Origin of the sequence: Acinetobacter sp. RF15B, assembly GCF_007558235.1 — a bacterium.
GTDB classification, from domain to species: domain Bacteria; phylum Pseudomonadota; class Gammaproteobacteria; order Pseudomonadales; family Moraxellaceae; genus Acinetobacter; species Acinetobacter lwoffii_C.
Map to the genome: position 1 here is coordinate 93,436 of NZ_VLSR01000003.1, position 25,427 is coordinate 118,862.

General features: G+C 39.3%; 25 protein-coding genes and 2 pseudogenes. 13 read left to right on the forward strand and 14 right to left on the reverse strand.

The window, feature by feature from the left end; genetic code table 11:
• The first annotated feature begins 51 nt into the window (after positions 1-51).
• Positions 52-1,221, forward strand: a complete 1,170-nt coding sequence (locus E2K74_RS03100; RefSeq protein WP_151206240.1) for an MFS transporter — start codon at positions 52-54, stop codon at positions 1,219-1,221.
• Positions 1,222-1,227: 6 nt separating this feature from the next.
• Here the strand turns inward: E2K74_RS03100 and E2K74_RS03105 are convergent, their stop codons facing one another.
• Positions 1,228-2,718: an amidase gene (locus E2K74_RS03105; protein WP_151206241.1), complete on the reverse strand. Its 1,491-nt coding sequence runs from the start codon at positions 2,716-2,718 to the stop codon at positions 1,228-1,230.
• A 602-nt stretch (positions 2,719-3,320) separates the two neighbouring features.
• Between E2K74_RS03105 and E2K74_RS03110 the strand changes: the two genes are divergently transcribed.
• The gene (locus tag E2K74_RS03110; RefSeq protein WP_171480671.1) at positions 3,321-3,764 is read left to right on the forward strand and encodes a hypothetical protein; all 444 of its coding nucleotides are present in this window, start codon (positions 3,321-3,323) and stop codon (positions 3,762-3,764) included.
• Between the two features lie 52 nt (positions 3,765-3,816).
• Here E2K74_RS03110 and accC read toward each other — a convergent pair whose 3' ends face one another.
• Genes accC through aroQ form a run of 3 tightly spaced genes read right to left on the reverse strand, consistent with a single transcriptional unit; the run spans position 3,817 to position 6,100 of the window.
• Entirely contained in the window at positions 3,817-5,190 is a 1,374-nt protein-coding gene (accC, locus tag E2K74_RS03115; RefSeq protein WP_151206243.1) for an acetyl-CoA carboxylase biotin carboxylase subunit, read from the reverse strand.
• A gap of 18 nt (positions 5,191-5,208) precedes the next feature.
• Positions 5,209-5,628, reverse strand: coding sequence for an acetyl-CoA carboxylase biotin carboxyl carrier protein (accB, locus tag E2K74_RS03120; RefSeq protein WP_151203051.1), 420 nt, complete (start codon positions 5,626-5,628; stop codon positions 5,209-5,211).
• Positions 5,629-5,644: 16 nt separating this feature from the next.
• Positions 5,645-6,100: a type II 3-dehydroquinate dehydratase gene (gene aroQ, locus E2K74_RS03125; protein WP_151203052.1), complete on the reverse strand. Its 456-nt coding sequence runs from the start codon at positions 6,098-6,100 to the stop codon at positions 5,645-5,647.
• Positions 6,101-7,027: 927 nt separating this feature from the next.
• Between aroQ and ybaK the strand changes: the two genes are divergently transcribed.
• The 4 genes and pseudogenes from ybaK (at position 7,028) to E2K74_RS03145 (ending at position 8,837) form a co-directional block, all read left to right on the forward strand.
• Positions 7,028-7,495 carry a Cys-tRNA(Pro) deacylase gene (gene ybaK / locus E2K74_RS03130; protein WP_151206244.1) on the forward strand — a complete coding sequence of 156 codons (468 nt, stop codon included), beginning with the start codon at positions 7,028-7,030 and terminating at the stop codon, positions 7,493-7,495.
• A gap of 147 nt (positions 7,496-7,642) precedes the next feature.
• A pseudogene (locus E2K74_RS14805) lies at positions 7,643-7,760 on the forward strand (phage head morphogenesis protein); the annotation flags it as partial.
• A 311-nt stretch (positions 7,761-8,071) separates the two neighbouring features.
• Positions 8,072-8,370 (forward strand): annotated as a pseudogene (locus tag E2K74_RS03140) (DUF4258 domain-containing protein).
• Between the two features lie 8 nt (positions 8,371-8,378).
• Positions 8,379-8,837 carry a helix-turn-helix domain-containing protein gene (locus tag E2K74_RS03145; protein ID WP_151206245.1) on the forward strand — a complete coding sequence of 153 codons (459 nt, stop codon included), beginning with the start codon at positions 8,379-8,381 and terminating at the stop codon, positions 8,835-8,837.
• A gap of 101 nt (positions 8,838-8,938) precedes the next feature.
• Here the strand turns inward: E2K74_RS03145 and E2K74_RS14680 are convergent, their stop codons facing one another.
• The 5 genes from E2K74_RS14680 to tusD form a co-directional block, all read right to left on the reverse strand.
• A complete protein-coding gene (locus E2K74_RS14680) occupies positions 8,939-9,106 on the reverse strand; it encodes a hypothetical protein (protein ID WP_162850562.1) in 168 nt (55 codons plus the stop codon).
• A 989-nt stretch (positions 9,107-10,095) separates the two neighbouring features.
• Entirely contained in the window at positions 10,096-10,407 is a 312-nt protein-coding gene (locus tag E2K74_RS03150; protein ID WP_151206246.1) for a TusE/DsrC/DsvC family sulfur relay protein, read from the reverse strand.
• Positions 10,408-10,420: 13 nt separating this feature from the next.
• Entirely contained in the window at positions 10,421-10,705 is a 285-nt protein-coding gene (locus tag E2K74_RS03155) for a hypothetical protein (protein ID WP_151206247.1), read from the reverse strand.
• Positions 10,706-10,722: 17 nt separating this feature from the next.
• Entirely contained in the window at positions 10,723-11,073 is a 351-nt protein-coding gene (locus tag E2K74_RS03160; RefSeq protein ID WP_151206248.1) for a hypothetical protein, read from the reverse strand.
• A gap of 44 nt (positions 11,074-11,117) precedes the next feature.
• Positions 11,118-11,486: a sulfurtransferase complex subunit TusD gene (gene tusD, locus E2K74_RS03165; RefSeq protein ID WP_151206249.1), complete on the reverse strand. Its 369-nt coding sequence runs from the start codon at positions 11,484-11,486 to the stop codon at positions 11,118-11,120.
• Positions 11,487-11,556: 70 nt separating this feature from the next.
• On the opposite strand from tusD, the gene E2K74_RS03170 reads away from it, so the two are divergent.
• From E2K74_RS03170 to E2K74_RS03195, 6 genes are all read left to right on the forward strand, one after another.
• Positions 11,557-12,564 (forward strand): NAD-dependent epimerase/dehydratase family protein, encoded by a 1,008-nt coding sequence (locus E2K74_RS03170; RefSeq protein WP_151206250.1) that lies wholly within the window; start codon positions 11,557-11,559, stop codon positions 12,562-12,564.
• 126 nt (positions 12,565-12,690) lie between these two features.
• Complete coding sequence (gene fumC, locus E2K74_RS03175) at positions 12,691-14,085, forward strand: class II fumarate hydratase (protein WP_151206251.1); 1,395 nt, start codon at positions 12,691-12,693, stop codon at positions 14,083-14,085.
• A 131-nt stretch (positions 14,086-14,216) separates the two neighbouring features.
• Entirely contained in the window at positions 14,217-14,708 is a 492-nt protein-coding gene (locus E2K74_RS03180; RefSeq protein WP_151206252.1) for a hypothetical protein, read from the forward strand.
• A 786-nt stretch (positions 14,709-15,494) separates the two neighbouring features.
• Complete coding sequence (locus E2K74_RS03185; RefSeq protein ID WP_151206253.1) at positions 15,495-15,857, forward strand: hypothetical protein; 363 nt, start codon at positions 15,495-15,497, stop codon at positions 15,855-15,857.
• 13 nt (positions 15,858-15,870) lie between these two features.
• Entirely contained in the window at positions 15,871-16,242 is a 372-nt protein-coding gene (locus E2K74_RS03190; protein ID WP_151206254.1) for a hypothetical protein, read from the forward strand.
• 229 nt (positions 16,243-16,471) lie between these two features.
• The gene (locus E2K74_RS03195; RefSeq protein ID WP_151206255.1) at positions 16,472-17,239 is read left to right on the forward strand and encodes an alpha/beta fold hydrolase; all 768 of its coding nucleotides are present in this window, start codon (positions 16,472-16,474) and stop codon (positions 17,237-17,239) included.
• A 28-nt stretch (positions 17,240-17,267) separates the two neighbouring features.
• Here E2K74_RS03195 and E2K74_RS03200 read toward each other — a convergent pair whose 3' ends face one another.
• The 5 genes from E2K74_RS03200 to tssH all read right to left on the reverse strand — a co-directional run bounded on the left by E2K74_RS03200 (position 17,268) and on the right by tssH (position 24,394).
• The gene (locus E2K74_RS03200; RefSeq protein ID WP_151206256.1) at positions 17,268-18,221 is read right to left on the reverse strand and encodes a M15 family metallopeptidase; all 954 of its coding nucleotides are present in this window, start codon (positions 18,219-18,221) and stop codon (positions 17,268-17,270) included.
• 170 nt (positions 18,222-18,391) lie between these two features.
• Positions 18,392-19,204: a type IVB secretion system protein IcmH/DotU gene (icmH, locus tag E2K74_RS03205; protein WP_151206375.1), complete on the reverse strand. Its 813-nt coding sequence runs from the start codon at positions 19,202-19,204 to the stop codon at positions 18,392-18,394.
• A gap of 8 nt (positions 19,205-19,212) precedes the next feature.
• The gene (gene tssK / locus E2K74_RS03210) at positions 19,213-20,577 is read right to left on the reverse strand and encodes a type VI secretion system baseplate subunit TssK (RefSeq protein ID WP_151206257.1); all 1,365 of its coding nucleotides are present in this window, start codon (positions 20,575-20,577) and stop codon (positions 19,213-19,215) included.
• Between the two features lie 7 nt (positions 20,578-20,584).
• Positions 20,585-21,703, reverse strand: coding sequence for a type VI secretion system protein TssA (gene tssA / locus E2K74_RS03215; RefSeq protein ID WP_151206258.1), 1,119 nt, complete (start codon positions 21,701-21,703; stop codon positions 20,585-20,587).
• A 36-nt stretch (positions 21,704-21,739) separates the two neighbouring features.
• Positions 21,740-24,394: a type VI secretion system ATPase TssH gene (gene tssH / locus E2K74_RS03220; protein WP_151206259.1), complete on the reverse strand. Its 2,655-nt coding sequence runs from the start codon at positions 24,392-24,394 to the stop codon at positions 21,740-21,742.
• Positions 24,395-24,748: 354 nt separating this feature from the next.
• Here tssH and E2K74_RS03225 point away from each other — a divergent pair, with 354 nt between their 5' ends.
• Positions 24,749-25,414 carry a hypothetical protein gene (locus E2K74_RS03225; RefSeq protein WP_151206260.1) on the forward strand — a complete coding sequence of 222 codons (666 nt, stop codon included), beginning with the start codon at positions 24,749-24,751 and terminating at the stop codon, positions 25,412-25,414.
• Positions 25,415-25,427: the final 13 nt, after the last annotated feature.

Below are 25,427 nucleotides of genomic sequence, written 5' to 3' on the forward strand. Positions count from 1 at the left end.
ACAACTCTGAAAATTTTATAACCTATTGTAAATACTAAGGAATACAGCTTAATGCTAAGCTTTCCAATCCACCACAAACTAAGCGGATTCTATTTTTTCTATTATGCGGTTGTGGGGGCATTCATGCCATTCTGGAGCCTTTATCTGGAAGATCAGGGGTTTAATTATCAAGAAATAGGTATCTTGTCTTCTATTGCAATTGTTACCCGTTTCTTTGCCCCTTTAATTTGGGGATGGCTCGCGGACAAGTCAGGCAAGCGCATGTTATTGGTTCGTATTGCGACCTGGATGGAAGCCTGTATCTGGTTCATGATTTTTCTTATTCCCAATGACTTTCAATCCGTTGCCTTACTTATGCTTATTTTCAGCTTTTTCCAGAATGCGATTCTGGCACAGTTTGAAGGCGTAACCTTATTCTGGCTAGGTGAAAAGAGAGCAGAGCTCTACGGTAAAGTCCGTAAATGGGGATCTATTGGCTTCATCGTCGGCGTCTTTGGCTTGGGGGCTGTATTTGAAGTGATTCCGATCAGTATGCTGCCAGTCCTTTTATTATGTATTTCATTTCTAACTTTTCTTTGGTCATTTAGTATTAAAGAACCGACGGCGGCGCCGGTAGCACAGAAAAAACTGGATACCATCTGGCCAATATTTAAACGGCCAGTGGTCTATAGTTTCTTTCTTATAGAATTAATTATGTTGTTCTCACATGCGCCATTTTACAGTTTTTATAGCAATTATCTGAGTCAGGCCGGATTTAGTACCAGCCAGATCGGATTGCTCTGGTCAGTGGGTGTAATTGCAGAAATTATCATGTTTGCTTATGCCACCTTCTTTCTCAGTCGCTGGTCATGGCGGCATCTAATCATGCTTTGCCTGTTAATGACCGGACTAAGGTGGTTAGTGGTCGGTTTATTTCCATCCTCCTTTGTTGCACAATTCTTGACACAAACGATTCATGCTTTAAGTTTTGGTCTATTTCACATGATTGCCATGCGAGTCATTTTTCAGAATTTCTCTGCCGGGCAGCAGGGCCGTGGGCAGGCACTTTATAGCACCATGTGGGGAATCGGTGTGGCAACAGGAAGCATTCTAGCAGGCCATTATTGGGATCAATTAGGCGGAGATATCATCTTTTTTGCAGCTGCAGCCTCAACTTTGCTAGGTTTTCTGCTGCTAGGGGGCTTACCTAACAAAGTTGAATTACCATCTTCAAACAGTTAAATCACTTTAAAGACGAATTTTGGCATATTGATCAAACCAGGGCTGTGCCTGCTCTAATTGTGCTGCAAGTTGCAAAAGTAAATCTTCACGAGCAAAAGGTGCAATAAACTGTGAGCCGAGCGGCAAGTTCTGTTTATTCCAGTACAAAGGTACAGACATAGCCGGTAGTCCGGTGATATTCGCCAGCTGGGTAAAAGGAACCCATTTCAAGTTTTCTTTTACAATCTGATCTACCAGTTTGCCTTGTGCCAGCAAATGCGCTTTCTTCATGCCTAAGAGCGCCTTTAATAGGGGTTTTTGCCACCCCGGAATTCTCACTTCACCATTTTGAGGAGCGACACTCGCTGTAGCAGGTGTCAAATAAAGATCATAACGTTCAAAGAAATGATTCATTTGAGTCGCATATTGTCCCCAGTTATTTAAATTATGAATATATTCCAAGGCGGTAGTTTTGGCTCCAAAGGCTGCGAGTGCTAAAGAGTCCAGTTCAAAATCACCAGTTTTGGAGGGATAACTTTTTTGAATCTCATCCAGCATATAAGAGAACTGACTAAACCAGGTGGTAATAAAATCTCTGGCCAATTGCATACCATCAATATTCGGCTGATCTTCTACGACTTCATGACCCAGCGACTCGAGTAGGCGGGCTGTTTGTTCAATTGCCTGAATCGCATCCTGGGAAACTCTGGTACCAATAGTAGAACGGGTATTAAAAGCGATTCTCAGTTTTTTTGGTGGATGCTGGATGGCTTCCAGATAAGGTTGCTGCGGAGTCTGGATTTTGAAGAGTGAACTATGATCTTCGCCATGCGTTGCATCCAGCATAGCCGCACTATCGCGTACAGTTTTGGTGAGCACATGCTGAATCGCTGCTCCATGCATGGCCTCACTCATTTGCGGCCCCCACGGAGTACGGCCACGACTTGGTTTTAAACCAAATAAACCACAATATGAAGCTGGAATACGAATAGAGCCGCCACCATCGCCAGCGCCAGCAATAGGGACTATACCGGCAGCCACGGCAGAGGCCGACCCCCCAGATGAGCCACCGCTATTATGTTTTAGATTCCATGGATTTTTACAGCTTCCCCAGGCATCGGGTTCGGTAATCCCTTTAATGCCAAATTCGGGAGTATTGGTGCGGCCAAAGGTGACAATACCGGCCTTTTCCCAGCGGTTGACAATTTCAGCATTGGTATCGGCAATATAGCCAGTACGTTTCATACCCTGACAGCCATAAGACGTTGGATAGCCTGCATATTCCTGGAACAGGTCCTTAACCAGAAATGGCACACCAGCAAAAGGCCCTGTCAGCTTCTGCTGAGTCCGTTGTAATGCATGTTCATGCATGGGAATGATAATGGCATTTAAGTCGGGATTAACTGCTGCACTGCGTTCCAGTGCAATCGACAAAAGTTCACTTGAATGTACCTGTTTCTTTGCAACCAGTTCGGCCAGCCCTAGACCATCATATTGTAAATATTCTTCGAATTTCATAGTGTTCCTTCAATTTTTGTTGCGTCTCAAGGTTGTAGAACATTTCAATTGCGGATGCAAGCCCACTTGATTATGATTGGGATGTGTCTGAACTAAGGCTAACGCTTAGAGAGCAGCCTCTATAAAACTCTATCATTTGATGGAGAACATGGGGTTTTATTGAGTTATGTACCTATATAATTTAGTCGGTCTGTACGATTACAGGGGGTTCTTCATACTCTAATGACACTTCCTTTACACTCAATTAATTAAATCTACCTTGAAAATATCTACTACAAGCTTGAGTGTGAAATCATAATGGCCGCCCAACCTTATGAGCTTTTGTTAATTGTAGTTGCTTGATTAAATAACTGTTTTATCACTGAATATAGAGCGAAAATCCACGTGCCTTTCTAAAATTATCCATACAAAATAGATACAAAAAATACCAGAAAAGAGATCTATATTTTTGGTTAAAGTGATAATAATTTATTTTTCGTATCTTAGGTCCTGTTATTTGATTTACTCAGATACGATCTCCTTAAAATATGATAACTTAGAACAAATTTATTCAAATGATATTGGTGAATATGAAAAAAATATGTCTTAGCCTTGCCTTACTCATGACCTCACCCTGGCTAATGGCAACAGAGAATAAAAGTGCCTCTGATACGACGATCAAATCCGCTGAAATTCCGAATACTTTTACAGTCAATACCCGTCCCGAAATTGTGGGATTATGGGGAATGGAAATTCCAAAAAATAAAAAATGTATCGAATATTATAATTTTAAATCAAATAATAGCGTGATTATTAAAAGTGGAGAGGAGTGGACTTCAGGACTTTACGATTATCAGCCTGCCCAGAATCCTGCAGAACAGATTCCGGCTTTAATCTTGCAGGTACGTTATGACAATAATGAAAAGGACTGTTCCGGTAACCAGGTGGATCAGTCCGGGGAAGTTTCACAATATTTTGTACAATGGAAAAATCCCTATACCATCAATTTCTGTGCCAATGAAAAAGCAGAACAGTGTTTCGCCGTATTAAGACGGGTTTTGCCATAAGAAAATAAAAAACCGCTGAATTTCAGCGGTTTTTTTAATAGGTGTTTACAGATCAAGAAGCAGCTTCTTTTTCTTCTGCACCTTCAAGTTGCTTAAGCAAATGCTTTTCCAGATAATGAATATCCATTGCCTGTTCAGAGAAATTCTTATCTTGTAAAATCAAATCCTTGTGCAAAGGAATATTGGTCTTGATCCCAGTCAGAATCATTTCTTCAAGTGCATTTTTCATTCGTGCCAATGATGTTTCACGATCTTTACCATGTGCGATCAGCTTGGCAATCATGGAATCATAGTAGGGCGGAATACTATAACCCGGGTAGATATGCGAATCTAAACGGATACCGGCACCTCCTGGGGCATAGAAGGTTTCAATCTTGCCTGGAGAAGGCATAAAGGTTGAAGGATCTTCGGCATTAATACGACATTCAATCGCATGGCCTTTTACCTGCACATCTTCTTGTTGAATATCGAGGCCAAGACCAGCCGCGATTCGAAGCTGCTGCTCGATTATATCAATCCCTGTCACCATTTCAGTCACAGGATGCTCAACCTGAACGCGGGTATTCATTTCAATAAAGAAGAATTCGCCTTCTTCAAACAAGAATTCGAATGTACCTGCACCACGGTATTGCATCATCTTGCAGGCATTGACACAGGCTTCCAGAATGTCAGCACGTGCCTGTTCTGGCAGGTTAGGTGCTGGAGCTTCTTCTAGAACCTTTTGATGACGGCGTTGTAATGAACAGTCACGATCATACAGATGAACTGCATGGCCATTCCCATCACCCAAGACCTGAATCTCGACGTGACGTGGTTTTTGCAGGAAACGCTCCATATAAACCGTATCATCACCAAACCACATTTCTGCATCACGCTGCGCAGCCTGTACAGATTCCAGCAGGGTATCGACACGCTCTACAATACGCATACCACGACCACCACCACCAGATGCTGCCTTAACAATCAGCGGGAAGCCGATCTCTTTGGCCTCAGCCAGCGCATTTTGTGGAGTCACTGCATGAGCAGAGCCGGGAACCGTTGGTACACCTGCTTTACGCATTGCTGTAATGGCTGATACTTTATTGCCCATTAAGCGGATATGTTCAGGACGTGGACCGATAAAAATAAAACCAGAACTTTCAACGATTTCTGCAAATTCAGCATTTTCAGCCAGGAAACCATAACCAGGATGGATCGCATCCGCGCCAGTAATTTCCGCAGCAGTAATAATCGCAGGAATATTCAGGTAGCTATCGCTACTTGCACCTGGACCTATACATACGGCTTCATTACAGAAACGTAAATGCATCAGATCCTTGTCGGCATCTGAATAGACACCGACGGTCTTAATTCCTAAAGTTCTACAAGCCCGTGTGATGCGCAAGGCAATTTCACCACGGTTTGCAATTAAAACTTTTTGCAACATTATAAATCCCCGAGGTGATTAAGCGCGGTAACGGAAAAGTGGCTGGCCAAATTGAATCACTTCACCATTTTTTACCAGAATTTCTTCAATCACACCGCTTTGTGTTGCTTCAATCGGGTTCATGATTTTCATGGCTTCAATAATACCCAGCGTTTCACCGGCAGATACAGTTTGACCGATTTTGACAAAAGGTGCTTCGCCTGGGCTAGGAGCTGCATAGAACACGCCAACCATTGGAGAGGTTTCGACTGCACCACGAGGAGATTTGGTCACCGGAACAACATCAGCCGCCGGGGCAGGCATTGCAGGAACAGCTGCTGCAACCACTGGACTGCGACGAGTTAAAGCAATCGACTGATCACCTTCTTTAACTTCGAGCGCCTGTAAGTCAGATTCAATCATCAACTCGATGAGTTTCTTGATTTTACGGATATCCATGAGACAGTATTCCTAATTAAGATTGCTTAGAAGATTGTATTTTTTCAATGACATAGTCGAGTGCAGCTGTATAACCTTTAGCACCCAAGCCACAGATCACTCCGATTGCTTTATCGGAGAGGTAAGAATGGTGTCGAAATGCCTCACGCGCGTGGACGTTAGACAGGTGCACCTCAATAAAAGGGATCGCCACACCCAGAAGGGCGTCACGCACGGCAACAGACGTATGCGTCAAGGCAGCCGGATTAATAATGATATATTCGACATTATCTTGTTGAGCTTGGTGAATTCGGTCAACAATGGCACCTTCCCAGTTGCTCTGGAAGGTGTCGAGTTGTAAAGTAGCTGATTGAGCCTGAGCCACCAGTTGCTGGTTAATATCGTCTAATGTTAGATGACCGTAAACTTCCGGTTCGCGCTTTCCTAGCAAATTTAAATTCGGTCCGTGAATAACCAGAATGGTCGAATTCATCTAATGTGCTCCAATTAAAAAGTATCAGGACAAGTTTGCAAGATCACTACAAAATTTGTCTATTATGGCATGATTTCCCACATTTTTTTTATAATTTCTTTGAATTGACGTAGAAAGTGTGTGCCGAACAGTGGGCATATAATGAAAACTTTGCAAGGATTTGACAATGTTAAAAACTTACAAATCTAGGTCAATCTTCATTTTTTTTATTGTAAACCTGATTGGCAAAAACAGTTAATATTGTTTGTGTAATCTTGTCTTCATACAATCTTATTCATGAACTCAAGCGTTGTATTGATCATGTTCTTAAAATTTTTTGGCTTAAAAAGTCAGGGTTGATTTTAAATCTTGGCCAGTTCTAAACCACTGAGGTTTTATAAACTGAGTCGTTGTTAAAAATTTTAAACAGCATCCTATTCTTAACGCTTTATGTCAACCAGTTAAGTTTAAGAAAATAAAGAAAACTAGTTGTTTTATCTGATAATAATTCTTACTTGGTGGTGTTAAGCATGCTGAGGGAAAGTCATATTTTACTTATATTTCCTGAAATTTTATAAACGCAAACTCTAGAAAAGGTTTTGGAAACAGAAATCTTTGTAGAGAGCTTACAGCTTGTAAAAAATTAAAAAGGCAGTCATTTAGTGCTGATATATGGCACTGATAATCAAGTAAACCAGGTTCGGCAATTGACTCAACTGATCAGCTTGATAGTGTGAAAGTATAAAATATCGGCGTTTTTCAAGTGGCAGAAATGTGCAAAATATCAGGTGATGCCAGCTTCTTATACATTGCTATATAGTGGTTAAAGACTTTCTCCTTTAGCTTATTGCTTGTATTTAAAGCAAAATATGCTAATACATTATTCAAGTACTTCAAGCTACGCCTGGAGTAGCGCTATAATTAAGTTTTATTTTTTCAAAAAATACCATGACACCAGCCTGTAAACTGCTTAAATCACAAAAAATTCCATATAGCATCCATGAATATGAGCATGATCCACAGGCCAAAAGTTTTGGTCTGGAAGCAGCCGAAAAGCTGGGGCTTGCTGTTGCAGAAGTTTTTAAAACCTTGTTGGTAACCGATGAGAAACAATATTTTGTCGCAATTCTACCTGTACATTATCAGTTAAATCTGAAAAAAGTAGCAGCAGCTTTAGGTTGCAAAAAGCTGCAAATGGCAGATCCTAAACATGCGGAACGCTTAACGGGTTATATGGTCGGTGGCATTAGTCCCATTGGTCAGAAAAAGCGCTTAAAAACAGTAATTTGTATTAGTGCAAGCCAGCTTGAAAAAATGTATGTAAGCGGTGGGAAAAGGGGGCTTGATATTGGGATAAATCCGCAAGATTTAGCACGGATTTTAGGGGCAGAATTTGCCGATATTGTAGATGAATAATTAAGTTTTAAAAATTGAGATTTGGCTCTTGGTCTTCAAGGTTACGCATAATAATACTCACACAGTGAAATGCCTGCTTCTTATTAATGATTTGGTGCTCGATTTACAGGTATAGAACTCACTTTGATGAGTTTTTTGGCGCTAATTATGCAACCAGTCACGTTTCTTGAGACACTTCAGTACGCTCACAGTAAAAAGATCATTCTGCCTGATGAGTTACTCAATAGGCTTAACGACGCAGAAGATGGTGACTAGGGTGAGCTTTCCTCCTGTTGATCTATGAAGGATTGGGTCAATATGAAATCTCTGGCCAGGCTTTATAATGACTAAAGAATCAGATCGAGCATTAGTGCCTTTTTTTCTGCCTGTTTTTTTGGTCTTATCTTAGATTTTGATAACGGTTTATTGACAAAGTGTATAAAAAGATGAGTAAGAAATCAGGTGAGCCTGGTTTATTGCTTAAGGCGACCTAAATATTTTGTTGATTACGATGGCACCAGGACATTATAGTGAACTCAACCACTAATTATTAGCGGTTGTGGCCTTAATCATTCATCCTGATTGCAAGTATCATTTATGTGTTTAACCAAAATCCAGGCTAGGCGAAAGCTTAGAGAGCTGGCTAAAGATACCAGCAAAATTAAGCTTTCAACACATGTTAGCAACGAATGAAAGAGCGCCATATCTCCTTAAAGCAAATCATCTGTTGCTTTGAACATGGGGATATCACTGAGGGGCCTTATCCAGATACTCGGGGCGATACTAAGTTAAATGTTACAGTTCGAACCGCTGGGGAAAATATTACGACAACTGTTGTAATTAGATGTCGTGAAGATGGGGACTTCTCAATCGTTGTTACTACATTTAAAGAATAGGCACAGTTATGTATCACTATGAAGAGTGTGGTTTAAGCAATGTTTGGCTGTTGGACGGTTATGAAATTGAAGTTGATGAAGCGTATGGCGATTTGGTGTCAATCTCATCAGTTCATGAACTTCACAAAACCATTGGCCTATACTTGATTAATGAAAAGCCAGAGCTGAATGGTGAAGAAATCCGTTTTTTGCGTAAAGAGCTAAACCTTTCACAAAAGAATCTAGCAGGTATATTAAGTGTTAATGAATCCACAGTTCGCAACTGGGAGAGTGATCGAGTGGCTATCGGAAAACCAGCCGAACTTGTTTTGAGAGCACTTTACAAAGAGCAGGCCCATGGAGGTGGTGCTCTGATTGAAATGATTGAAAAGCTTAATCATCAAGAAAGAACTTATGAATCTGACAACATGAGCTTTTCATACGATAGTAATCGGTCTTGGAAGCATAAAGAACTTGAAGCCAGGTAAAACAAAACCACTCTCTAGAGTGGTTTTCTGCCTTAGGGTTTTGGATTTTTCACTCTTGGTCCAGACTACTGGAAAAGAAGCCCTCATTTGAGGGCTACATTCTATTTATCAGATGATGTTGAGGTCTTTGCTTGCTCTCTGGCATATTCTAAAGCAACTTGCTGTGCTTCAGCGGCAGCCGTGGCTTCTATTGGGGGTTTTGATGCAATAGCAGCTGTTCCGATCAAACCTGATAGGGTGAGTAATAGAACTGTCGAATACTTTTTCATTTGAATTTCCTCTACGTTTCTAAAACTTAAATTCAGTGTAGAGAATGGCTTAAATTACTAATGTAGCAACTCTGTCGGGATATGTAAGACAGTCAAGTCTTGAGTTATAGGGATCTAGATTTGCGTAAAAATGATTTTCGGGTGAAATTTTTTGTAGAGTTGCTTAACGAAATGTTAGTTCTTCTAGTATTAAAAGCCCCTCAAAATCCAAGAAGAGATGAGTAGAATGTAATCTCAAAACACTGTTAAAATATATTTTCAATAAGTCAGAATGCTTTACGATAGCTAAAATCGAGACAGTATTGGTTGTCGCGGTTATATCAATAATGATTTACGCAGTAAAGCAATCATTTGGTTAAGTAAGTTTCCTTTGACAGGCTTTTCATTAAAAAGTTGTTTAAAAATAATATATTGTTTGCCTTTGTAATTTCATTTGAGTATCTTGTAGCTCTATACAGATGATAAGTGAATAAATGCCAATATATAGCTCGACTACAATCGCTTTAACGTTTTTAATTTTTGGGATGATGATTTTTTCCCACTTGCAAAGAGCTCATATAGCAATACCTATTTTAATCTGACATATGCCGTTTATGACCACCCTTTGAGGTGGTTTTTTAATGCCTAAAATTTATATCAAGCCCCCAGCATGAATAAACCAGAAGAAGATTGTAAAACCTGCCGCTTTTTCACTGAGCTGTGAAATGAGCTAATCGCTAAAAGGGCTAGACTGACTGAAAATCGCTCTTAATCTAGTGATCTGAGTCCTTATACGTTGAATGCTCTTACGGCTTTTTGGTCCACATATTTTCAAAAGATAAAATAGGACAGTATTCCAACCGTCTTATTTAAATAAGACGGAATTACTTCACAAAAGGATTAGCTTAAATCTGCAAATAATGTATTCGTCAGCTTGAAGGCTAAGCCAAAAGCCCGCGATAGCAGGCTTGGTCTTTATTGTTTTATTTAAAAGCAGGGCTGGTAGTTTTTTATAAGCAGTTGGCCGGTTTTGGAACGCCAGCCAGACGGCTTAAATGGCGTGCAACCAGTCCAGTATTAAATTTTTCCTGTAACAGCGCATTGTTAATTTCCGGACTGACTGTTTTCATCAGAAATTTAATCAGAGGACGGGTAGCAGGAGAATGTCCGAACTGCTGATAAAACTGGCGCACTGCCTGTAATACTTCTAGGTGCCAAGGTGTTAATTGAAGTTCTAAGCTGTCAGCCAGTACTTGGGCAACTTGCTCATTCCAGAGGGTATAGTCGACTAGGTGACCATCTTGATCCAGTTCTAAATTCATACCAGGCTCATGATTATTTCATTGAAATACAGCGCTTAAACGCCAGACATAGATCTGCAAACTGTGCATAGTTTAATAAGGTGGCATGCTCTGGCAACGGAGAAACCAATATCTGAGCATCATTTTCAAGTAGATAAACGCGCGGCAACTGCTGTAAGAAGTCGTGTTCTACATACAGTAGCGATTCGCCCATCAAAACCACTGAATCATCTGGAGAATGAATTTGAGTAAGCTGATCCAGTATCGACGCCGTAGCTGCATAATCTGACTGGATTAGGTAAAGGGTGTTTTCTGACATGAGTTTATCCTTATTCCTTACCAATACAAAACATGATCGAAGTTTTGAATAAATTCTGGATTCAGCTCGACAAACTCAATATCTTGCTCACTGTGTTTCACAAAAGGAGAATCCTGATTTTTCTGCTCTACCAGAACCGGTGTTAGATCATAAAATTCAAAACTATCTACCAGATTAGAGGCCAGTTTAAAGGCATGTTTGCGCTGTTCAAATTGCAGGTCGGCATGCAGCAAACTTAAAGCTGCCCCTTGTAGCAGTATCTTAACTTCTGAACCAAAGGTGGCCAGTACCATGGTTGCAGACAGGCTTTCATGCACCTGCAAGCTGTTTAAGTTGGCCTGAGTTAATATAACAAGTACAGATTTCACACAAGATTCCTTTTAAAAGCAACACATCCTGAAAAATGAAGCATCTAGAATTGAATAAGACGTTGTGAGGACTGAACCGCATCGGCAAGCTCACCTAAACCGACCAATTCAAAACTATCTGCAAGATTATGTTGTTGAATATTGTGACGTTGAGCATTGTCCTGATCTGTAATTCCACGTGCCAAGGCGGCACTGACACATACAGGCAAGCGGATTTTCAGATCTTGCCAGGCGCGTAAAAGGTGGCGCTGGTCATCGGGTACCCATTGCAATGCATTCGCGACCGAGACACCGTCCTGATAAAAGAATACGCGAAATTTTTTGTGTTTTTGCTGTAATGCCTGAGCAAGCCCCAAAGCATGCCAGGCATAAATAGACGTCGGTGCGGAGGTAACAAGAATTAAAGTGCTCATCGAAATTCACTACAGGCTTGATCAACATCAACGAATTGATCTTGGCTACATCAGAAAGTAGGTAGTATAAATGATTTTAGTGACGGGTGGTTTAGGCTTTTTAGGCTCACACATTGCATTAAGTCTGCTTGCACAAGGTGTAGAGGTGATTGTGGTTGATAATCTGGCCAATGCCAGTTTGCAGACTTTGGAGCGTCTTGAATATATTTCTGGTCGATATGTGCCTTTTGTTAAAATTGATATTCGTAATACCCCTACCTTAAATAAAGTATTTGAGCTGCATTCCATACAGGCTGTGATTCATACTGCAAGTTTTAAATCACTGGAAGAATCAGTATTAAAGCCTCTTGATTATTATAACGATAATGTCAGCTGTATTATGAGCCTGATGCGGGCAATGCAGCGTACCGGTGTACGGCATCTGGTGCATTTATCCAGTTTAGCCGTTTATGGCCATTCAGCAGCCGATCTGCATGAAGATCAGCCTTTTAATTATACTTATCCCAATCCTTATATTAAATCTCAACAGATGGTAGAGGAAATTATTCGGGATACTGCCAAAACCGATAATGAATGGCGAATTGCGATCTTGCGACTTTCCAATATTGCTGGCGCCTTTGAAGGCGGGATTTTAGGTGAATGGATTCCACCTTTACCGAAAAATATTGTACCTCTGGCGATGCAGGTAGGAGCACATCAGCGAGAATATCTGGAATTACGCCGTCAGGCCATGACAGCAGACCAGACCGTAGAGCGAAGTTTTCTGCATGTAATGGATGGGTGTGATGCGGTTATTAAATCTTTGCAATGGTTGTCACAGCAGCAAGAGTTATGTTGTGAGGCTTTTAATATTGCAGGTGAACTGGTCTCAATTAAAAACTTGCTGGATCAGGTTGCAGAGGTGACCCAGTCCAGTATTCCTACAATAGATGCTTTGCCATATCCTCATGCCGAGCTGGATCAACTTGGTGCAGATACAACCAAAGCTCAGCAGTTATTGCACTGGCAGCCTCGGCATAGCTTAAGCAAAATGCTAGAGGATGAATGGTTATTTTATCAAAACACCTTAAGAGGATAGTATTTGATAATAATTATCATTTACTTGAGTGCTTAAGCTGATTAAGATAACCATAAATATCTTTAAATATCGTTATTTTAGATAAGAAAACTACTGGCAATATGCAAAATAAAGTTGAGATTAAATATGGAAACACGTATTGAACATGACACGATGGGAGAGGTCGCTGTCCCAAGTGAAGCCCTATGGGGAGCACAAACTCAACGTAGCTTGCAAAACTTTAAGATTGGTCAGGAGCATTTACCTCGTACCATGATTCGTGCCATGGGGCTGGTCAAGAAAGCTGCCGCAATAACCAATGCAGAGTTAAAGCAGATTCCTCAGGAGCTATCGACTTATATAGTAGGGGCGGCGGATGAAGTCATTAGCGGACAATGGGATAGCCAGTTTCCATTGGTTGTATGGCAAACCGGTTCTGGCACACAAAGCAATATGAACTGTAATGAAGTCATTGCCAATATTGCCAATCATAAGCTGGGTAATCCTTTAGGTGCACAAAAACCTGTGCATCCGAATGACCATGTGAATCGTGCGCAATCAACCAATGACTCTTTCCCGACCGCAATTCATGTGGCTGCAAGCTTACAGATTAATGAGCTGCTGATTCCGGCAGTCAGTCGTTTACGTGATACCTTGCATGCGAAATCTCAGGAATTTTCCGATATTGTTAAAATTGGCCGTACCCATCTTCAGGATGCGACGCCTTTAACATTGGGCCAGGAGTTTAGTGGCTATGTATCGCAACTGGATCATGCAATTTTACGCTTAGAACAAGCACTACTCGGACTATATGAATTGCCATTGGGTGGTACCGCCGTAGGTACTGGACTCAATGCTCATCCAGATTATGCAGTTCAAGCGGCAAAGACTTTAGCTCAATTAACAGATCTGCCTTTTGTCACGGCACCGAATAAGTTTGAAGCCTTGGCAGGCCGCGATGCAGCAGTATTTGCTTCAGGTGCTTTAAAAACGCTTGCAGTCAGTCTGAATAAAATCGCTAACGACATTCGCTGGTTGGCCAGTGGTCCGCGTTGTGGTTTAGGTGAATTGCGTATTCCTGAAAATGAACCGGGCTCAAGCATTATGCCGGGTAAGGTTAATCCAACCCAAAGTGAAGCCATGACCATGGTGGTTGCTCAGGTTTTAGGAAATGATACGACCATCAATATTGCCGGTGCTTCGGGTAATTTTGAATTAAACGTATTTATGCCGGTAATTGCCTATAACTTATTACAGTCTATTCAACTTCTGGGAGATGCATGTAATAGTTTTAATGACCATTGCGCCGTAGGCATCGAGCCGAATCATGAGAGAATTGATCATTTCCTGTATGATTCATTGATGTTAGTGACCGCATTAAACCCGGTGATTGGTTATGAAAATGCAGCCAAGGTAGCCAAGACAGCTTATAAAGAAGGAAAAACATTAAAACAGGTGGCAGTAGAGTTAGGTTTAGTGACGGAAGAACAGTTTGATGAAGTAGTTCGTCCTGAAAATATGGTTTCTCCAAATATAAAATAATAAGTTTTTGAGGCAGCTTATTTTCATACTCTTTGTTATTGTTTTAACGTAGATGGCTCAGCAGTAGTTTTTATCTCGTCCAGACTTGCGTACAATAGCAGTAGATGAGATTAACTACTGATGATTGTTTTATGCTAGATATTTATTTAACAGATGTTCAAAAAAAGGTGCAATTCAAGGATTATCCAGGTGAGCATCCTGTTAAATTTATTTTGAATTTTAAGAAAATTTTTCCAAGTGTAATGGAACTTATTTTACCTGTACTGCCAGAAAATGAAAACCTTGAAGAAATGTCTTGGGAATCTACCAGTAAAGATTTTGAAACTTTCCAGATGTTTTTAGCCGGGTGGGGTATTATTGAATTACGTTTGAACGCCATTACACAGTTTAAAGATAGAGCATTTGCTGATCAGTTAGTGAAAGAGGCTCAGCAGAAGCGTAGAGAATATCAGAAGAAACATCTGAAGCTGAGTAGCGTTGAGCTGGATTATCTGTTTATGCATGATGTGCATGCTTTGATTGATGCGGAACTGGTAGAGCTGGGCGAGAAGTTTTACTTGCCAACCTTACGCGAGCTTTGGAAAAATAAAGTCTCTACTCAGGTTCTAAATGCCAAGTTTTAAGTGAATTTTTAGTTGATTAATAAAAATCATCCTCCATAAGTGAGGGTGATTTTTTATGCACTTTTAAAAAATGATAAACCACATTCTGTCCTATTGATAAATAGCATAAGCAAATTTTAAATATCCTATCTAAAAATAATTTCCACTCTATTATGAAAGCTTGTTTCTTGTTTTAAGTCAGAAGGAAAACCAGAAAAAAGAAGAAGATTTCATTTCTTCGCCATAAGAAAATATTCCTCATTAAAATAAGACAAAATTCATTAGTTTTTCTTTAGTAATAAAAGTGGGAGTTCCAATTTTCCCGAGGATATATCAACGATATTACAAAACTTCTAAGATGTTGTTTAGATTTTCTTATAAGTTTCTATATGTTTTAGTGTGATTAATAAGATACAAACCTGTTTTTGAATGGTTAACTGACACAAATGCAATCATGTAAATCTATTAACTCGGTATGCTTAATCATTTTGCGCTATTATTGTGTTTAACAATAAGTAGGATATGGTAAATTCAGATGATTTAGAGTTTATTAAAAATTAATCCCAGAGCTTGAATCTAAAAAAACTCAATCAACTGTATCGCCGTTGATCTCTGCTGTGTAGAGCATGTGGTTTATATAAAACTATTTAGAGATGAAGAAAGCTTAATTTCTATAAGCTTTAAGCGCTCGTCTGCACTTGAATATTTTTAAAGCCAGAAAATTTCATATTTCAATAGATAAAATACACATCCGAATCCTGAAAGTTAAGCTAAACTAAGACGCTAATTTAAGTGAATGGATTAAGTATGTCGAAAAATACACAAAAGTTATCGCCGTTACAGGAACTGATTGCAGAGCAGAAATTGTTGTGTGAAGAGGTTGGTTCTGCCTATGTAGAGGTCAGTGGTGATGATGTAGTCGCGGTGGCTGTCCATACCTTAAAACAGGATCCTATTGTTGGCATCCGTAAAAAACCTGAAACCGCAGAAAATATTAGCTGGTATATTTATGGCGGTGAATTGGCCTCTAATGAAGATGCCTTTGAAACCATGACTGTACGTGAATTGCATGATATAGCTCCTGAAGTTTTACCGTATTTAGCTTTGGAGCAGGGCTTCCGTTTTATGATTGATGCAGATGATTACGAAGATGTCTGGAAAGAAGAATAAAAGAAGATTTTAAATGACTAAAACCTCATCTTTATTATTATGTGTAATCCTTAGTTTGATTCAGTGCAATCAGACTGCTTTTGCAGAGAAACTGACCCAGCCTGCTTATGATCAGTTTATTGCGGAACAAACCAGAATTGTAAATGAAACCAAAGCTATTTTAGATCAACCCAATCAGGAAGGAGACGTACAAAAGCAGCGTTGGGCTTTCTGTCAGCGTTTAACTGCCTATGAGGAGATTCATAAAGTATCTGAAGAAAATCATGAGCTGAATATGGCACCTATTATGGCAATGGTTGCCAGAAAATTTCTGGATCGTCAGGTCCAGAGTATGCATAACTCAGGAATGACCGCAGCTGTCTTTTGTAAGAGTAGGGGAGCCTAACAAATAAAACTTCTCTTTCTTAGCAACTTTATCGAATAAATATTCAATTATTTTATTTATTATTCAGAATAAAATTTTAAACAAGAAAAAAGTAGAGAGGGGTTCTTTGCTTTAGACCGTACCCCTCAAATAGCCTAAGCAAAGAAATATTTTAAAAATTTAGCAATTGATTATCTTTCAATATCATACCAATATAAACAACTGAAATAAGTAATCACGGAATTCCCAAATGCTCTTAAATTATCAAATACAAACACATGAAAGTACTGATTTAACGCCTATGGTATTTATTCACGGCTTATTTGGGAGTTTGAGTAATTTAGGAATGCTAGCTCGACATTTTTCTAAACAGAGAACTGTCATTCAACTGGATGTCCGTAATCATGGTTCATCTGATCACTCCTCAGAGATGAACTATGCATTTATGGCCACAGATATTTTAGAGACGCTATCTGGTTTAAAAATTAAGAAGTGTATTATAGTCGGGCATTCAATGGGTGGAAAAATTGCCATGAAGTTGGCAGATCTCGCTCCAGATCAAGTAGAAAAAATGATTGTTCTTGATATCACACCCATCCAGTATCATGAAAATCACCATGCTGAAATCTTTAAAGCTTTATTTAAAGTTCAACAGTTACAGCTGAATTCCCGTAATGAAGCCGCTCAAATGATGCGTGATTATATTCAGGAAGAGATGGTGATTCAGTTTCTTTTAAAGTCATTTAATAAAGGGCAGTGGTTATTCAACGTTCAGGCGCTTTTTGATTCTTATGAGGAAATTATTGCTTGGGAAAAAATAGAAAAAAATGAAATACCTGTGCTTTTTTTAAGAGCTGCGAATTCATCTTATATTTCAAGACCGGAACACTTTGACGCAATTCACGAGCAGTTTGGTCAAGCAAAAATTGAAGTTATTGAAAATGCAGGGCATTGGTTACATGGTGAAAAGACGGCGGATGTATTAACGCACATGCAAAGCTTTATTGATGAAAAATAACAGCAATGAGCAGAAATCTGCTCATTTTTTATGGTAAAGGCAATGCAGCATTAACTTGTAAGTTACCTTCATTGGTGAGTTGATGAGCCATCTCAGCCGTTTTCTTTAAACCTGGCATGCGATATTCAGTATGTCCATAATCTTGAATAGATTTCCAGCGGCCACCCCACGTTAGTCCGACTGACTCCGCAATTTGACCATAGAGTTGATAGCCTTGCATAGCCCAAGGGTCACGCTCACTAATGATCACTTTCCCATTACGTTTAAAAGCAATATCTGCGGCTAAACCAAACTGGTGATAACTTTGAAAACCTCTGGCACGCGTGATATTGCTATTGGTGGCCAAAGAATTCTGCCGTTCAGGACTCCGGTAACCTTCAAGCAGAACCAGTTCATACCCATGCTGTTCCTGCATCATTTTAAATACCATTAATAAACGTTGTTTAAAACGAGGATTCATTTTGTGCCATTTGCGATCAGCCTGGTTTAAATTTTGATGATAGCTTAAATGCACATCCTGAATATTTGGATTAAAACTTTGGGCAGAGATTACAGGTTGATGCGTATCATCATATTCCTGTAAAGCTTGCAGGATTAGCCCTTCATCGACTTCTTCTGGTGGTGTCAAAATCTGACCTTCTAAAAGTGCATATATTTGTGGATCAACTTTCTTTAAATAGCGAGCTTCCGACACACTGGCTGCAACAGGCCGGGTCAATGAAAAAATTAAAATACTCATAAACAGTACACAACCGGCAATTAAAATCCACCATTGTTGTAAATGCCAATGGGATTGCAGATATTCCGGAGAGCCTGCCAATTTAAATTGATGGATAAATTTTCTCATGGCAATGAGCTGCTTTTTACTTTGTGGTACACATGCTAGTAAAAAGTTTTGTATCTGAATTCTCAATTCATAGAACTGCATCAGAATCAAAATAAAACTTAGTAAAATAAAGCTGCTAAGAATGATGAGAATCATTGTTCAGCAACCTGATTCAGGCAGACTAATATCAAATTTAGCTTTATGATATTTATTGAATAAGTAGTTTTTTCCTGCTTGGAGACGGCGTGTTTTTTTAGTTAAGCCATACATGTTTTTTATCATTTTGAATTTTAAAGTATTGTTTATATTGTCTTTTAACATTCTAGCTAAGGTAAATGAATCGTGATATAAGCCTGTTCGGCTGGAATACTAATCACATTTTGATATTGGGTTAAAACCTTTGTCCCTTCACTGGACAGCATATATTTTAGTCCGGCAAAACTCAGGACTGTAAACAAAAGCAGGAAAACTAAAATCCATACAAAAGGTAATTCACGATGAATAATATGTCTAATCTTGTCGGGTAATGCCGCAAAAGGAGAAAATGGAGTTTTCTTACCTTTTAGATAATCAATCTGTTCTCCGACCTGAGTGATGAACTGGTTTAAAGTATGAATGGACTCAAGCCGGTATTTACCATGAAAACCTAATAGTAGGCAGTAGTGATAAACTTCAAGAGCAGCTAGGCGTTCTTTGTCTTTCTGACGGATTTCTGCTAACTGTTCAAAAAAACGGTAACCTGCCAGTTGGGAACCAAATAAACTTAATTGCAGGGGATCCAGCATCCAGAAATTTTGCAAGTCAAAAAAATACGTATCCTGTTGGGTGACAATAGTTTCATCCAATAAGGCACAATAGGCATACTTGGCATCTTGAATATCTTCTGAAGAAAATTGCAATTTTCGTGCTTGATGCTCAAAGTAATTCAGCATTTCTAGAATCTTTTCACGGAAAGAGGCGGGATGAGCAGGAATATAATGATTTTTCAGTAAAAAGACGATATAAAAACCATCATATAACAAATCGATCAAGTTGGTTGTCGTATTATTTTTTAGAGCTGTCGATTGGTTAAAAAGCTGTCCAGAACCGATCTGTCCATCATCAAATAGAGAAGGTCCAGGACTGGTAGTTGTATTCATCATGGTCCTTATCCTTTCATGACCGCAATTAATTCAATACTGATATCCTGAAATCCGTTCGGGATATAAATACATACTGACTCTGAATCAAGCATACGCTGATACAGCTCATTATTTGCTTCAATTTCAAAATAGCTAACACCAGAACGCACTGGAATTGCAGTAGGTACTTGAACTAAATGCTGGATCGGAATTGCAGGCAGGGCAGCAATCACGCGCTGTTCAACATCCACCGTATTTCCGACTTTAAAACGGATAGGGACATAAGCAATTAAATCTTGTGTAGGCATGACGCTACTTGAAATCGCCAGATAAAGGCGGGTATCTCGAGTAATCTTATCGGTTTCCAAACTTCCTACCCAGTAGGATGGGCGGGTCTCTTTCAATGGAATAGCGATATAACGGTTGGAAATAATCGTATCTAGAAGATCTCTCAGAATAGTATCCAGCTGGCTAAAACTGTTAGATAACTGGTAGTGCTGATATTTAGGTAACTGATCAACCTCATAGGCTGTAGAAAAAGTCAGTAAAGAGCCAGTTAATCTGAGCAACTCACTATATAAACGTTCAGGATGAATGATAGGATATTGTAAAATATGATTTAAGCTGGCATGTGCTGTATTTAAAGCATTGACCAGCCAAAAAGATACAATATCACCAGAGCGGAATTCAATCAGCTTTTGTTCGTTTTCACGATTATTGCTCTGGATAGTTTTGATCTTTGCTCGAATAATATTGAGTGTTCGCTGCAAGCTAAGCAAAAGACTATGATTAGCCTGAATATGTAAAATTGGCGGAATGAATTTATGATCAAAAATAAAATTGCCTGAACTTTGTCTTTTAATCCGTCCCACAGGAAGATAAAGATAGCCATCTATCTGATATTGAGGTTCCTGACTGATTTCAAAGACTTTTAATTCAGCACGACGTCGCAACAGGGTAATCTCAGCAGTAGTTGCATCAGTAAACAGGTCGTGGGTTGCACTGAGATGTGAGTGATAGCGGCTAGACTGGGCTTGATCGCTATAACTAACATTCTGTTTATTGGGTTGTACCATTGGTAGAGCCAGGTAAATTTGCATTTCTCCCTGTAAGTTTAGAATATCGAGTTGTACCGGTTCAGGTAATAAGTCCTGTGCAGGAGCCTGATAGATTTCTCCATCTTGCCAGATCATTTCCACTTTATTTAAGGCCAGTACTTGCATTCCGAGCTGAGTTTCATCAAATTCAATCGACTGAATCCCATGAGCAAAAGGAGAGGTTGCACGAATGGTATGATTCAGGCGTTGCTCATGATAAGCATCCTGTAACTGAAAATGTTGAGGCCTTAAAAACAGTCCCTCACCCCAAAGTATTTTTTCTGCTTTAAACATTCAGTTTTTACCACTCATTATTTGATTCATTTTTGTCAGAAACGCCTAATAATTCATATAGATGTTCTAAAGGATTTTCATTTTTAATTACTTGGCTCAGCCACTCATGTAAAGGCATATGACTCCATTTAATAGTTTTTTGAAGCATATAACTGACGGGACTGTGCGGCTCATTCATCTGAAAATAATCAGCAATGTCCTGTAAGGCCTTTAGGGCTTGTTCCCGATTGAAAATATGGCTCTGATTATTAAATTGCACAGAAGACTGAAACGGTTGGACAATCTGATTTGCAAGAAGCTGAGCATTTGTTTGAGTATTTGGATTGCTTTCTAAAGAGGGGGCTGCAACTCGAGATAAAGATGCAGAAGAGGACTCTTGTTTATAAATACGCTGAATACTAGACAGAATAGATTCGATTTGGGCATCTGTTGCAGAAAAACTTGGCCCCTCTAGACCAAGTAGACCATCCAGGACAGTCTTGAAACATTGCCATTGATTCTCAATATCCTGCAAATACTGATAGTTTTGCTGCTGTAGCATGTTAGGTGTATTGAAGAGGAGTTGTTTAAATTGTTCCTGATATTGATCAGTTATCTCTAGCTCTTCACTTTCTTCAATCTGTTGTTTACGTTTTATATTCTGCTGATGTAGAAGGTGCTCGTAATCTTTCAGGCTGTAATAAGGCGCCTGATTAACAAGCGGAACCCCTTTGATCAAGCTTGGCAGTTGAGCAATAAACCCTTCTAATAATCCTAAACGTTGGTCCAGATCACCATCTTCAATTTCAGGATGCAAGTGTAACCAGTATTGCATCAGACTACGTTGGCAAAGTTCTAATCCTCGCGCAATTCCTTCAAAACCATATAGATGGCTCCAAGATTCAATCAGCCAGGTATATAAGCGTAGGTCTTTGGTTCTTTCAGACAGTAATTCGATAGTCTTTGTTTCTACAAAATTCCAGTCTGCCTGTTTGGGTTCAGCCTCCCAGTCACCTTGATCCAGTAAGGGATCATCCTGTGTTCTTGCATTTTTAATACTTGAAAATTCATTTGAAAATGAGCAGTCCATCCCACAAGGTTGTTCTGTAGAAATTTTTTGCAATAAATATTCAAATTCCAGCGTCATTGTTATTCCTAATGAAGTGTATTTTATCCCAGCAGCTTAAGCTGCATTGTTTTTACTTTTCTTATTAGATCTTTTTGAGGGAGCAGGTGATGAGTCTGTATCCAGATGATAATGAAAATTACCATTTTGAATATCAATATGAATCAGTTTTGGCAGCTGTTTTTCGCTCATAGCAACCAGCAATATTTTTGCCAGATCGGGTAAAACTGTTGCATTTAAAATGTGATCAATATTGCGTGCTCCACTATCGACTTCTGTACAACGACTGAGCAATAATTCAAATACTTCATCACTATAACTAAGTTGAGCTTTATATTGCTGTTGAATTCTTTGGGTTATTTTCTGGAGTTTGTGTTGAATGATCTGGATTAATAGCTCATCCGAAAGAGGATAATAAGGAATAATCCGCATCCGTCCTAAAAAAGCCGGTTTAAATTGTTGGTAAAGACTTGGTTTGAGCTGTTCAATTAATACATCTACACTTGGCCAATCTTGAATTTCCTTATTTAAACAGGTTTGCATAATGGTATTTGAACCCACATTTGACGTAAGTAAAATGGTGGTATTTTTAAAGTCAATCAACCGGCCTTCACTGTCTTCCAGAGTTCCTTTATCAAAAACCTGATAAAATAATTCCTGTACATCCGGATGGGCTTTCTCGATTTCATCCAGAAGGACCACGCTATAAGGATTCCGGCGTACGGCTTCAGTTAATATGCCACCTTGACCATAACCCGCATAGCCCGGAGGTGCACCTTTTAAAGAAGAAATTGTATGAGCTTCTTGATACTCTGACATATTAATAGTGATCAGGTGTGATTCCCCTCCATATAATGCTTGAGCTAGGCTAAGAGCGGTTTCCGTTTTGCCAACACCACTTGGACCTGTGAGTAAAAATACACCTTGAGGCTTATCTGGATCTTCCAAACCAGCTTTAGATGTTTTAATACCTTGAACCAGTTGCTCTAAAGCGTGGTCTTGTCCCATCACACGTTCTGAGAGCTTATTTTGTAAATCAAGAATCTGTAGAATGTCGTCATTCAGCATTTTACCCACAGGAATGCCGGTCCAATCTGAGATAATTTCATTGATAATCTGAGTATTTACACGCTCATAAACCAGAGGGTTATTTGCCTGAATATCTATTAGTTTTTGGCTTAGTTGGGAGGTTTTATTGAGCTGGTCTGATGATCCAGCCTCAGTTAAGATTTGAATTTCCTGAATAATCTGAAGCTCTTGCTGCCATTGTTTATGTACTTGGTCAATTTCTTGTTCAACTGACTGAATTTTTCCCGATAGTTCAGCCATACGTTCGGTTGGTGAGGGAACTGTCTGCTCAATATCAAGCAGCTGATATTCTAGTTTAAGATTATGCAATTGAGCCTGCAATTGATCTAATTTAGCTGGTTGGGCATTTTGGCTCAAAGCCACTCGCGCAGCTGCAGTATCTAAGACACTGATCGCCTTATCAGGTAATTGACGCCCAGTAATATAGCGATGTGAAGCATGTACGGCGGTACGAATAGCGTCATCATCAATTTTAATTTGAAAATGCTGTCTCATCACCGGAACCATAGCTCGCAGCATGTCGATAGCTACTTGCTCTGTTGGTTCTTCAACTTTGATGACCTGAAAGCGACGACTGAGTGCAGCATCCTTTTCAAAATAACGCTTATACTCCGCCCATGTGGTGGCTGCAATTGTGCGTAATTCACCACGTGCCAAGGCAGGTTTTAATAAGTTCGCCGCATCATTCTGACCCGCCTGACCACCAGCACCAATCAGGGTATGAGCTTCGTCAATGAACAGAATAATCGGGTAAGTGGAAGACTGGACTTCAGTAATTACTTGTTTGAGACGATTTTCAAATTCACCTTTGATACTGGCACCCGCTTGTAACAAACCCATATCCAATACATGTAGCTCGACAGTTTTAAGTGCATCCGGGACTTGACCGTTAACAATTTTTAGCGCTAATCCTTCAACTACTGCAGTTTTTCCGACTCCTGGTTCACCAGTCAGAATCGGGTTGTTTTGACGGCGGCGCATTAAAATATCCAGCATCAACCGGATTTCAAACTCACGCCCAATAACCGGATCAATATCACCCTGACGCGCCTTTGCTGTGAGATTAATTGTGTATTGATCAAGTGCAGGTGTTTTCTTTATTGTGGCCGAAGAGTCTTGTAAAGAATCAGATGGCTGAACAAGAACTAGTTGTTCGACACTTTTATGACAGTTGTCCAGAAACTGATGCTTCATGGTATCAATCGGAAACTGGGAAAATAGGGCAGAAGCCCGAAGTGCAATCTGATAAAGCTCTGGTGAGGTTAGGAAAGCCACCAATAAATGGCTGCTTCTAATCACTGGATTCTGATCTGCAGAAGCCAGTAACCACGCTTGTTTCAAAAGCTGAATAATAGGTTTAGCAAAAACAGGTGTACGTGAATTTCCCTTGTTCAGCTGGTGAATGCTGTGTTCCAGCTGAGCAATAAGTTGATCTTTAATAATATGATACTTTTCTAATAATATTTTTAAATCATTTAATTCTGGATGTACCAAGAGTTCTAGAAAAAAATGTTCAATTTCAATTTCATAATTTTTTTGCTGGATACAGGTATTGGCTGATTTCTCAAGGCAAAGGCGTGCATGGTCAGAGAGTTTTAAAATTAAAATCTTTAAATTATTCATGAGTTTCTCATTTTTTCATTTCTTGAATACCCAACTTTGTGAATTTCAAAGGGTAATTGTATTTTTCTTGTTATGAACATATTCATATTTCTACTTATATTCAGCCAATATTTAGATAATTTCTAAAATTGATTGAATTAATTTTGGCTCATTCTACTTAAAAATAAAAAAAAGTCTGCATCTTTTATCAAAGTTTTATCTCTTTTTTGAATTTTTCTAAAATTTATACCGTTAATCATTTTCGGCTTGACTTATCTGGGACATTTTTTGTTAAATCCGCCAAACGATTGTCAAATAAAATAATATTTAGGCATTTAAGAACTATAAAACTACAAGTATAGACTGAGGCTAATTTTGAAAAAGTATATAAATTTCATTACATTACTTATTGCTGGTATGGCATGTTTTTATCTTCCTCAAGCACATGCCACTGAGTTAAAGCGATCATGTATCAAGGCCAATCCAGATGCAGCAGGTGAGATTGACTCTGCTTTAATCGGTTTATATCAGCAACTTTGTGATAAATCTGCGAAAAAAAATATTCTTTTACAGCAGGAATTAAATGTACAAATTGCCAAGCGTTATGTAGAGCTAGGCTCTCCTCTGAAAGCATTAAATTTGGTTAATGAATTACGGCGTCAGCAATATGACAGTCAGGTTTTAACAGATCTGAGTTTTATGGCAGGTGTGGCCATTTCCTCTGATGCCTTGGAACAGATGCGTAGTACTGAAGTACGTGCCTTGAATGAAACCACTTATCCGCAAGCTAAACTGTTGGTTGAGAATATTCAGTTTGCAAAACCTGTCCTTGCTCCAGCTGAATCTAAACCACTACATCCTTTAAACTCTAAAAAAGCAAAGAAACAGGTAAGTACAAACTCAAAAAAAACCATAAATGTCCAGAAAAATACCAAACCAAAAACTAATGTTAAGACTGCGCCTGCCAAAAAAACAGAAAATATCAGTACTCGTACCCAAACAGTTAGCTCCAATCCATTTGGTTCATTAAAGAATAATTAACAAGGAAAATAAC

What these genes read in the sequence shown, in the direction of transcription:
- tssK (WP_151206257.1), bottom strand. Translation starts at nt 20,577, where the DNA reads ATGTTTAAAGCAGAAAAAATACTTTGGGGTGAGGGACTGTTTTTAAGG.
- accC (WP_151206243.1), bottom strand. Translation starts at nt 5,190, where the DNA reads ATGTTGCAAAAAGTTTTAATTGCAAACCGTGGTGAAATTGCCTTGCGC.
- tusD (WP_151206249.1), bottom strand. Translation starts at nt 11,486, where the DNA reads ATGAGCACTTTAATTCTTGTTACCTCCGCACCGACGTCTATTTATGCC.
- icmH (WP_151206375.1), bottom strand. Translation starts at nt 19,204, where the DNA reads ATGAATACAACTACCAGTCCTGGACCTTCTCTATTTGATGATGGACAG.
- E2K74_RS03105 (WP_151206241.1), bottom strand. Translation starts at nt 2,718, where the DNA reads ATGAAATTCGAAGAATATTTACAATATGATGGTCTAGGGCTGGCCGAA.
- aroQ (WP_151203052.1), bottom strand. Translation starts at nt 6,100, where the DNA reads ATGAATTCGACCATTCTGGTTATTCACGGACCGAATTTAAATTTGCTA.
- E2K74_RS03145 (WP_151206245.1), top strand. Translation starts at nt 8,379, where the DNA reads ATGTATCACTATGAAGAGTGTGGTTTAAGCAATGTTTGGCTGTTGGAC.
- E2K74_RS03100 (WP_151206240.1), top strand. Translation starts at nt 52, where the DNA reads ATGCTAAGCTTTCCAATCCACCACAAACTAAGCGGATTCTATTTTTTC.
- E2K74_RS03155 (WP_151206247.1), bottom strand. Translation starts at nt 10,705, where the DNA reads ATGTCAGAAAACACCCTTTACCTAATCCAGTCAGATTATGCAGCTACG.
- E2K74_RS03200 (WP_151206256.1), bottom strand. Translation starts at nt 18,221, where the DNA reads ATGATTCTCATCATTCTTAGCAGCTTTATTTTACTAAGTTTTATTTTG.
- E2K74_RS14680 (WP_162850562.1), bottom strand. Translation starts at nt 9,106, where the DNA reads ATGAAAAAGTATTCGACAGTTCTATTACTCACCCTATCAGGTTTGATC.
- accB (WP_151203051.1), bottom strand. Translation starts at nt 5,628, where the DNA reads ATGGATATCCGTAAAATCAAGAAACTCATCGAGTTGATGATTGAATCT.
- E2K74_RS03180 (WP_151206252.1), top strand. Translation starts at nt 14,217, where the DNA reads ATGCTAGATATTTATTTAACAGATGTTCAAAAAAAGGTGCAATTCAAG.
- E2K74_RS03195 (WP_151206255.1), top strand. Translation starts at nt 16,472, where the DNA reads ATGCTCTTAAATTATCAAATACAAACACATGAAAGTACTGATTTAACG.
- tssH (WP_151206259.1), bottom strand. Translation starts at nt 24,394, where the DNA reads ATGAATAATTTAAAGATTTTAATTTTAAAACTCTCTGACCATGCACGC.
- E2K74_RS03185 (WP_151206253.1), top strand. Translation starts at nt 15,495, where the DNA reads ATGTCGAAAAATACACAAAAGTTATCGCCGTTACAGGAACTGATTGCA.
- ybaK (WP_151206244.1), top strand. Translation starts at nt 7,028, where the DNA reads ATGACACCAGCCTGTAAACTGCTTAAATCACAAAAAATTCCATATAGC.
- E2K74_RS03190 (WP_151206254.1), top strand. Translation starts at nt 15,871, where the DNA reads ATGACTAAAACCTCATCTTTATTATTATGTGTAATCCTTAGTTTGATT.
- E2K74_RS03150 (WP_151206246.1), bottom strand. Translation starts at nt 10,407, where the DNA reads ATGAATTTAGAACTGGATCAAGATGGTCACCTAGTCGACTATACCCTC.
- fumC (WP_151206251.1), top strand. Translation starts at nt 12,691, where the DNA reads ATGGAAACACGTATTGAACATGACACGATGGGAGAGGTCGCTGTCCCA.
- E2K74_RS03110 (WP_171480671.1), top strand. Translation starts at nt 3,321, where the DNA reads ATGACCTCACCCTGGCTAATGGCAACAGAGAATAAAAGTGCCTCTGAT.
- E2K74_RS03170 (WP_151206250.1), top strand. Translation starts at nt 11,557, where the DNA reads ATGATTTTAGTGACGGGTGGTTTAGGCTTTTTAGGCTCACACATTGCA.
- tssA (WP_151206258.1), bottom strand. Translation starts at nt 21,703, where the DNA reads ATGACGCTGGAATTTGAATATTTATTGCAAAAAATTTCTACAGAACAA.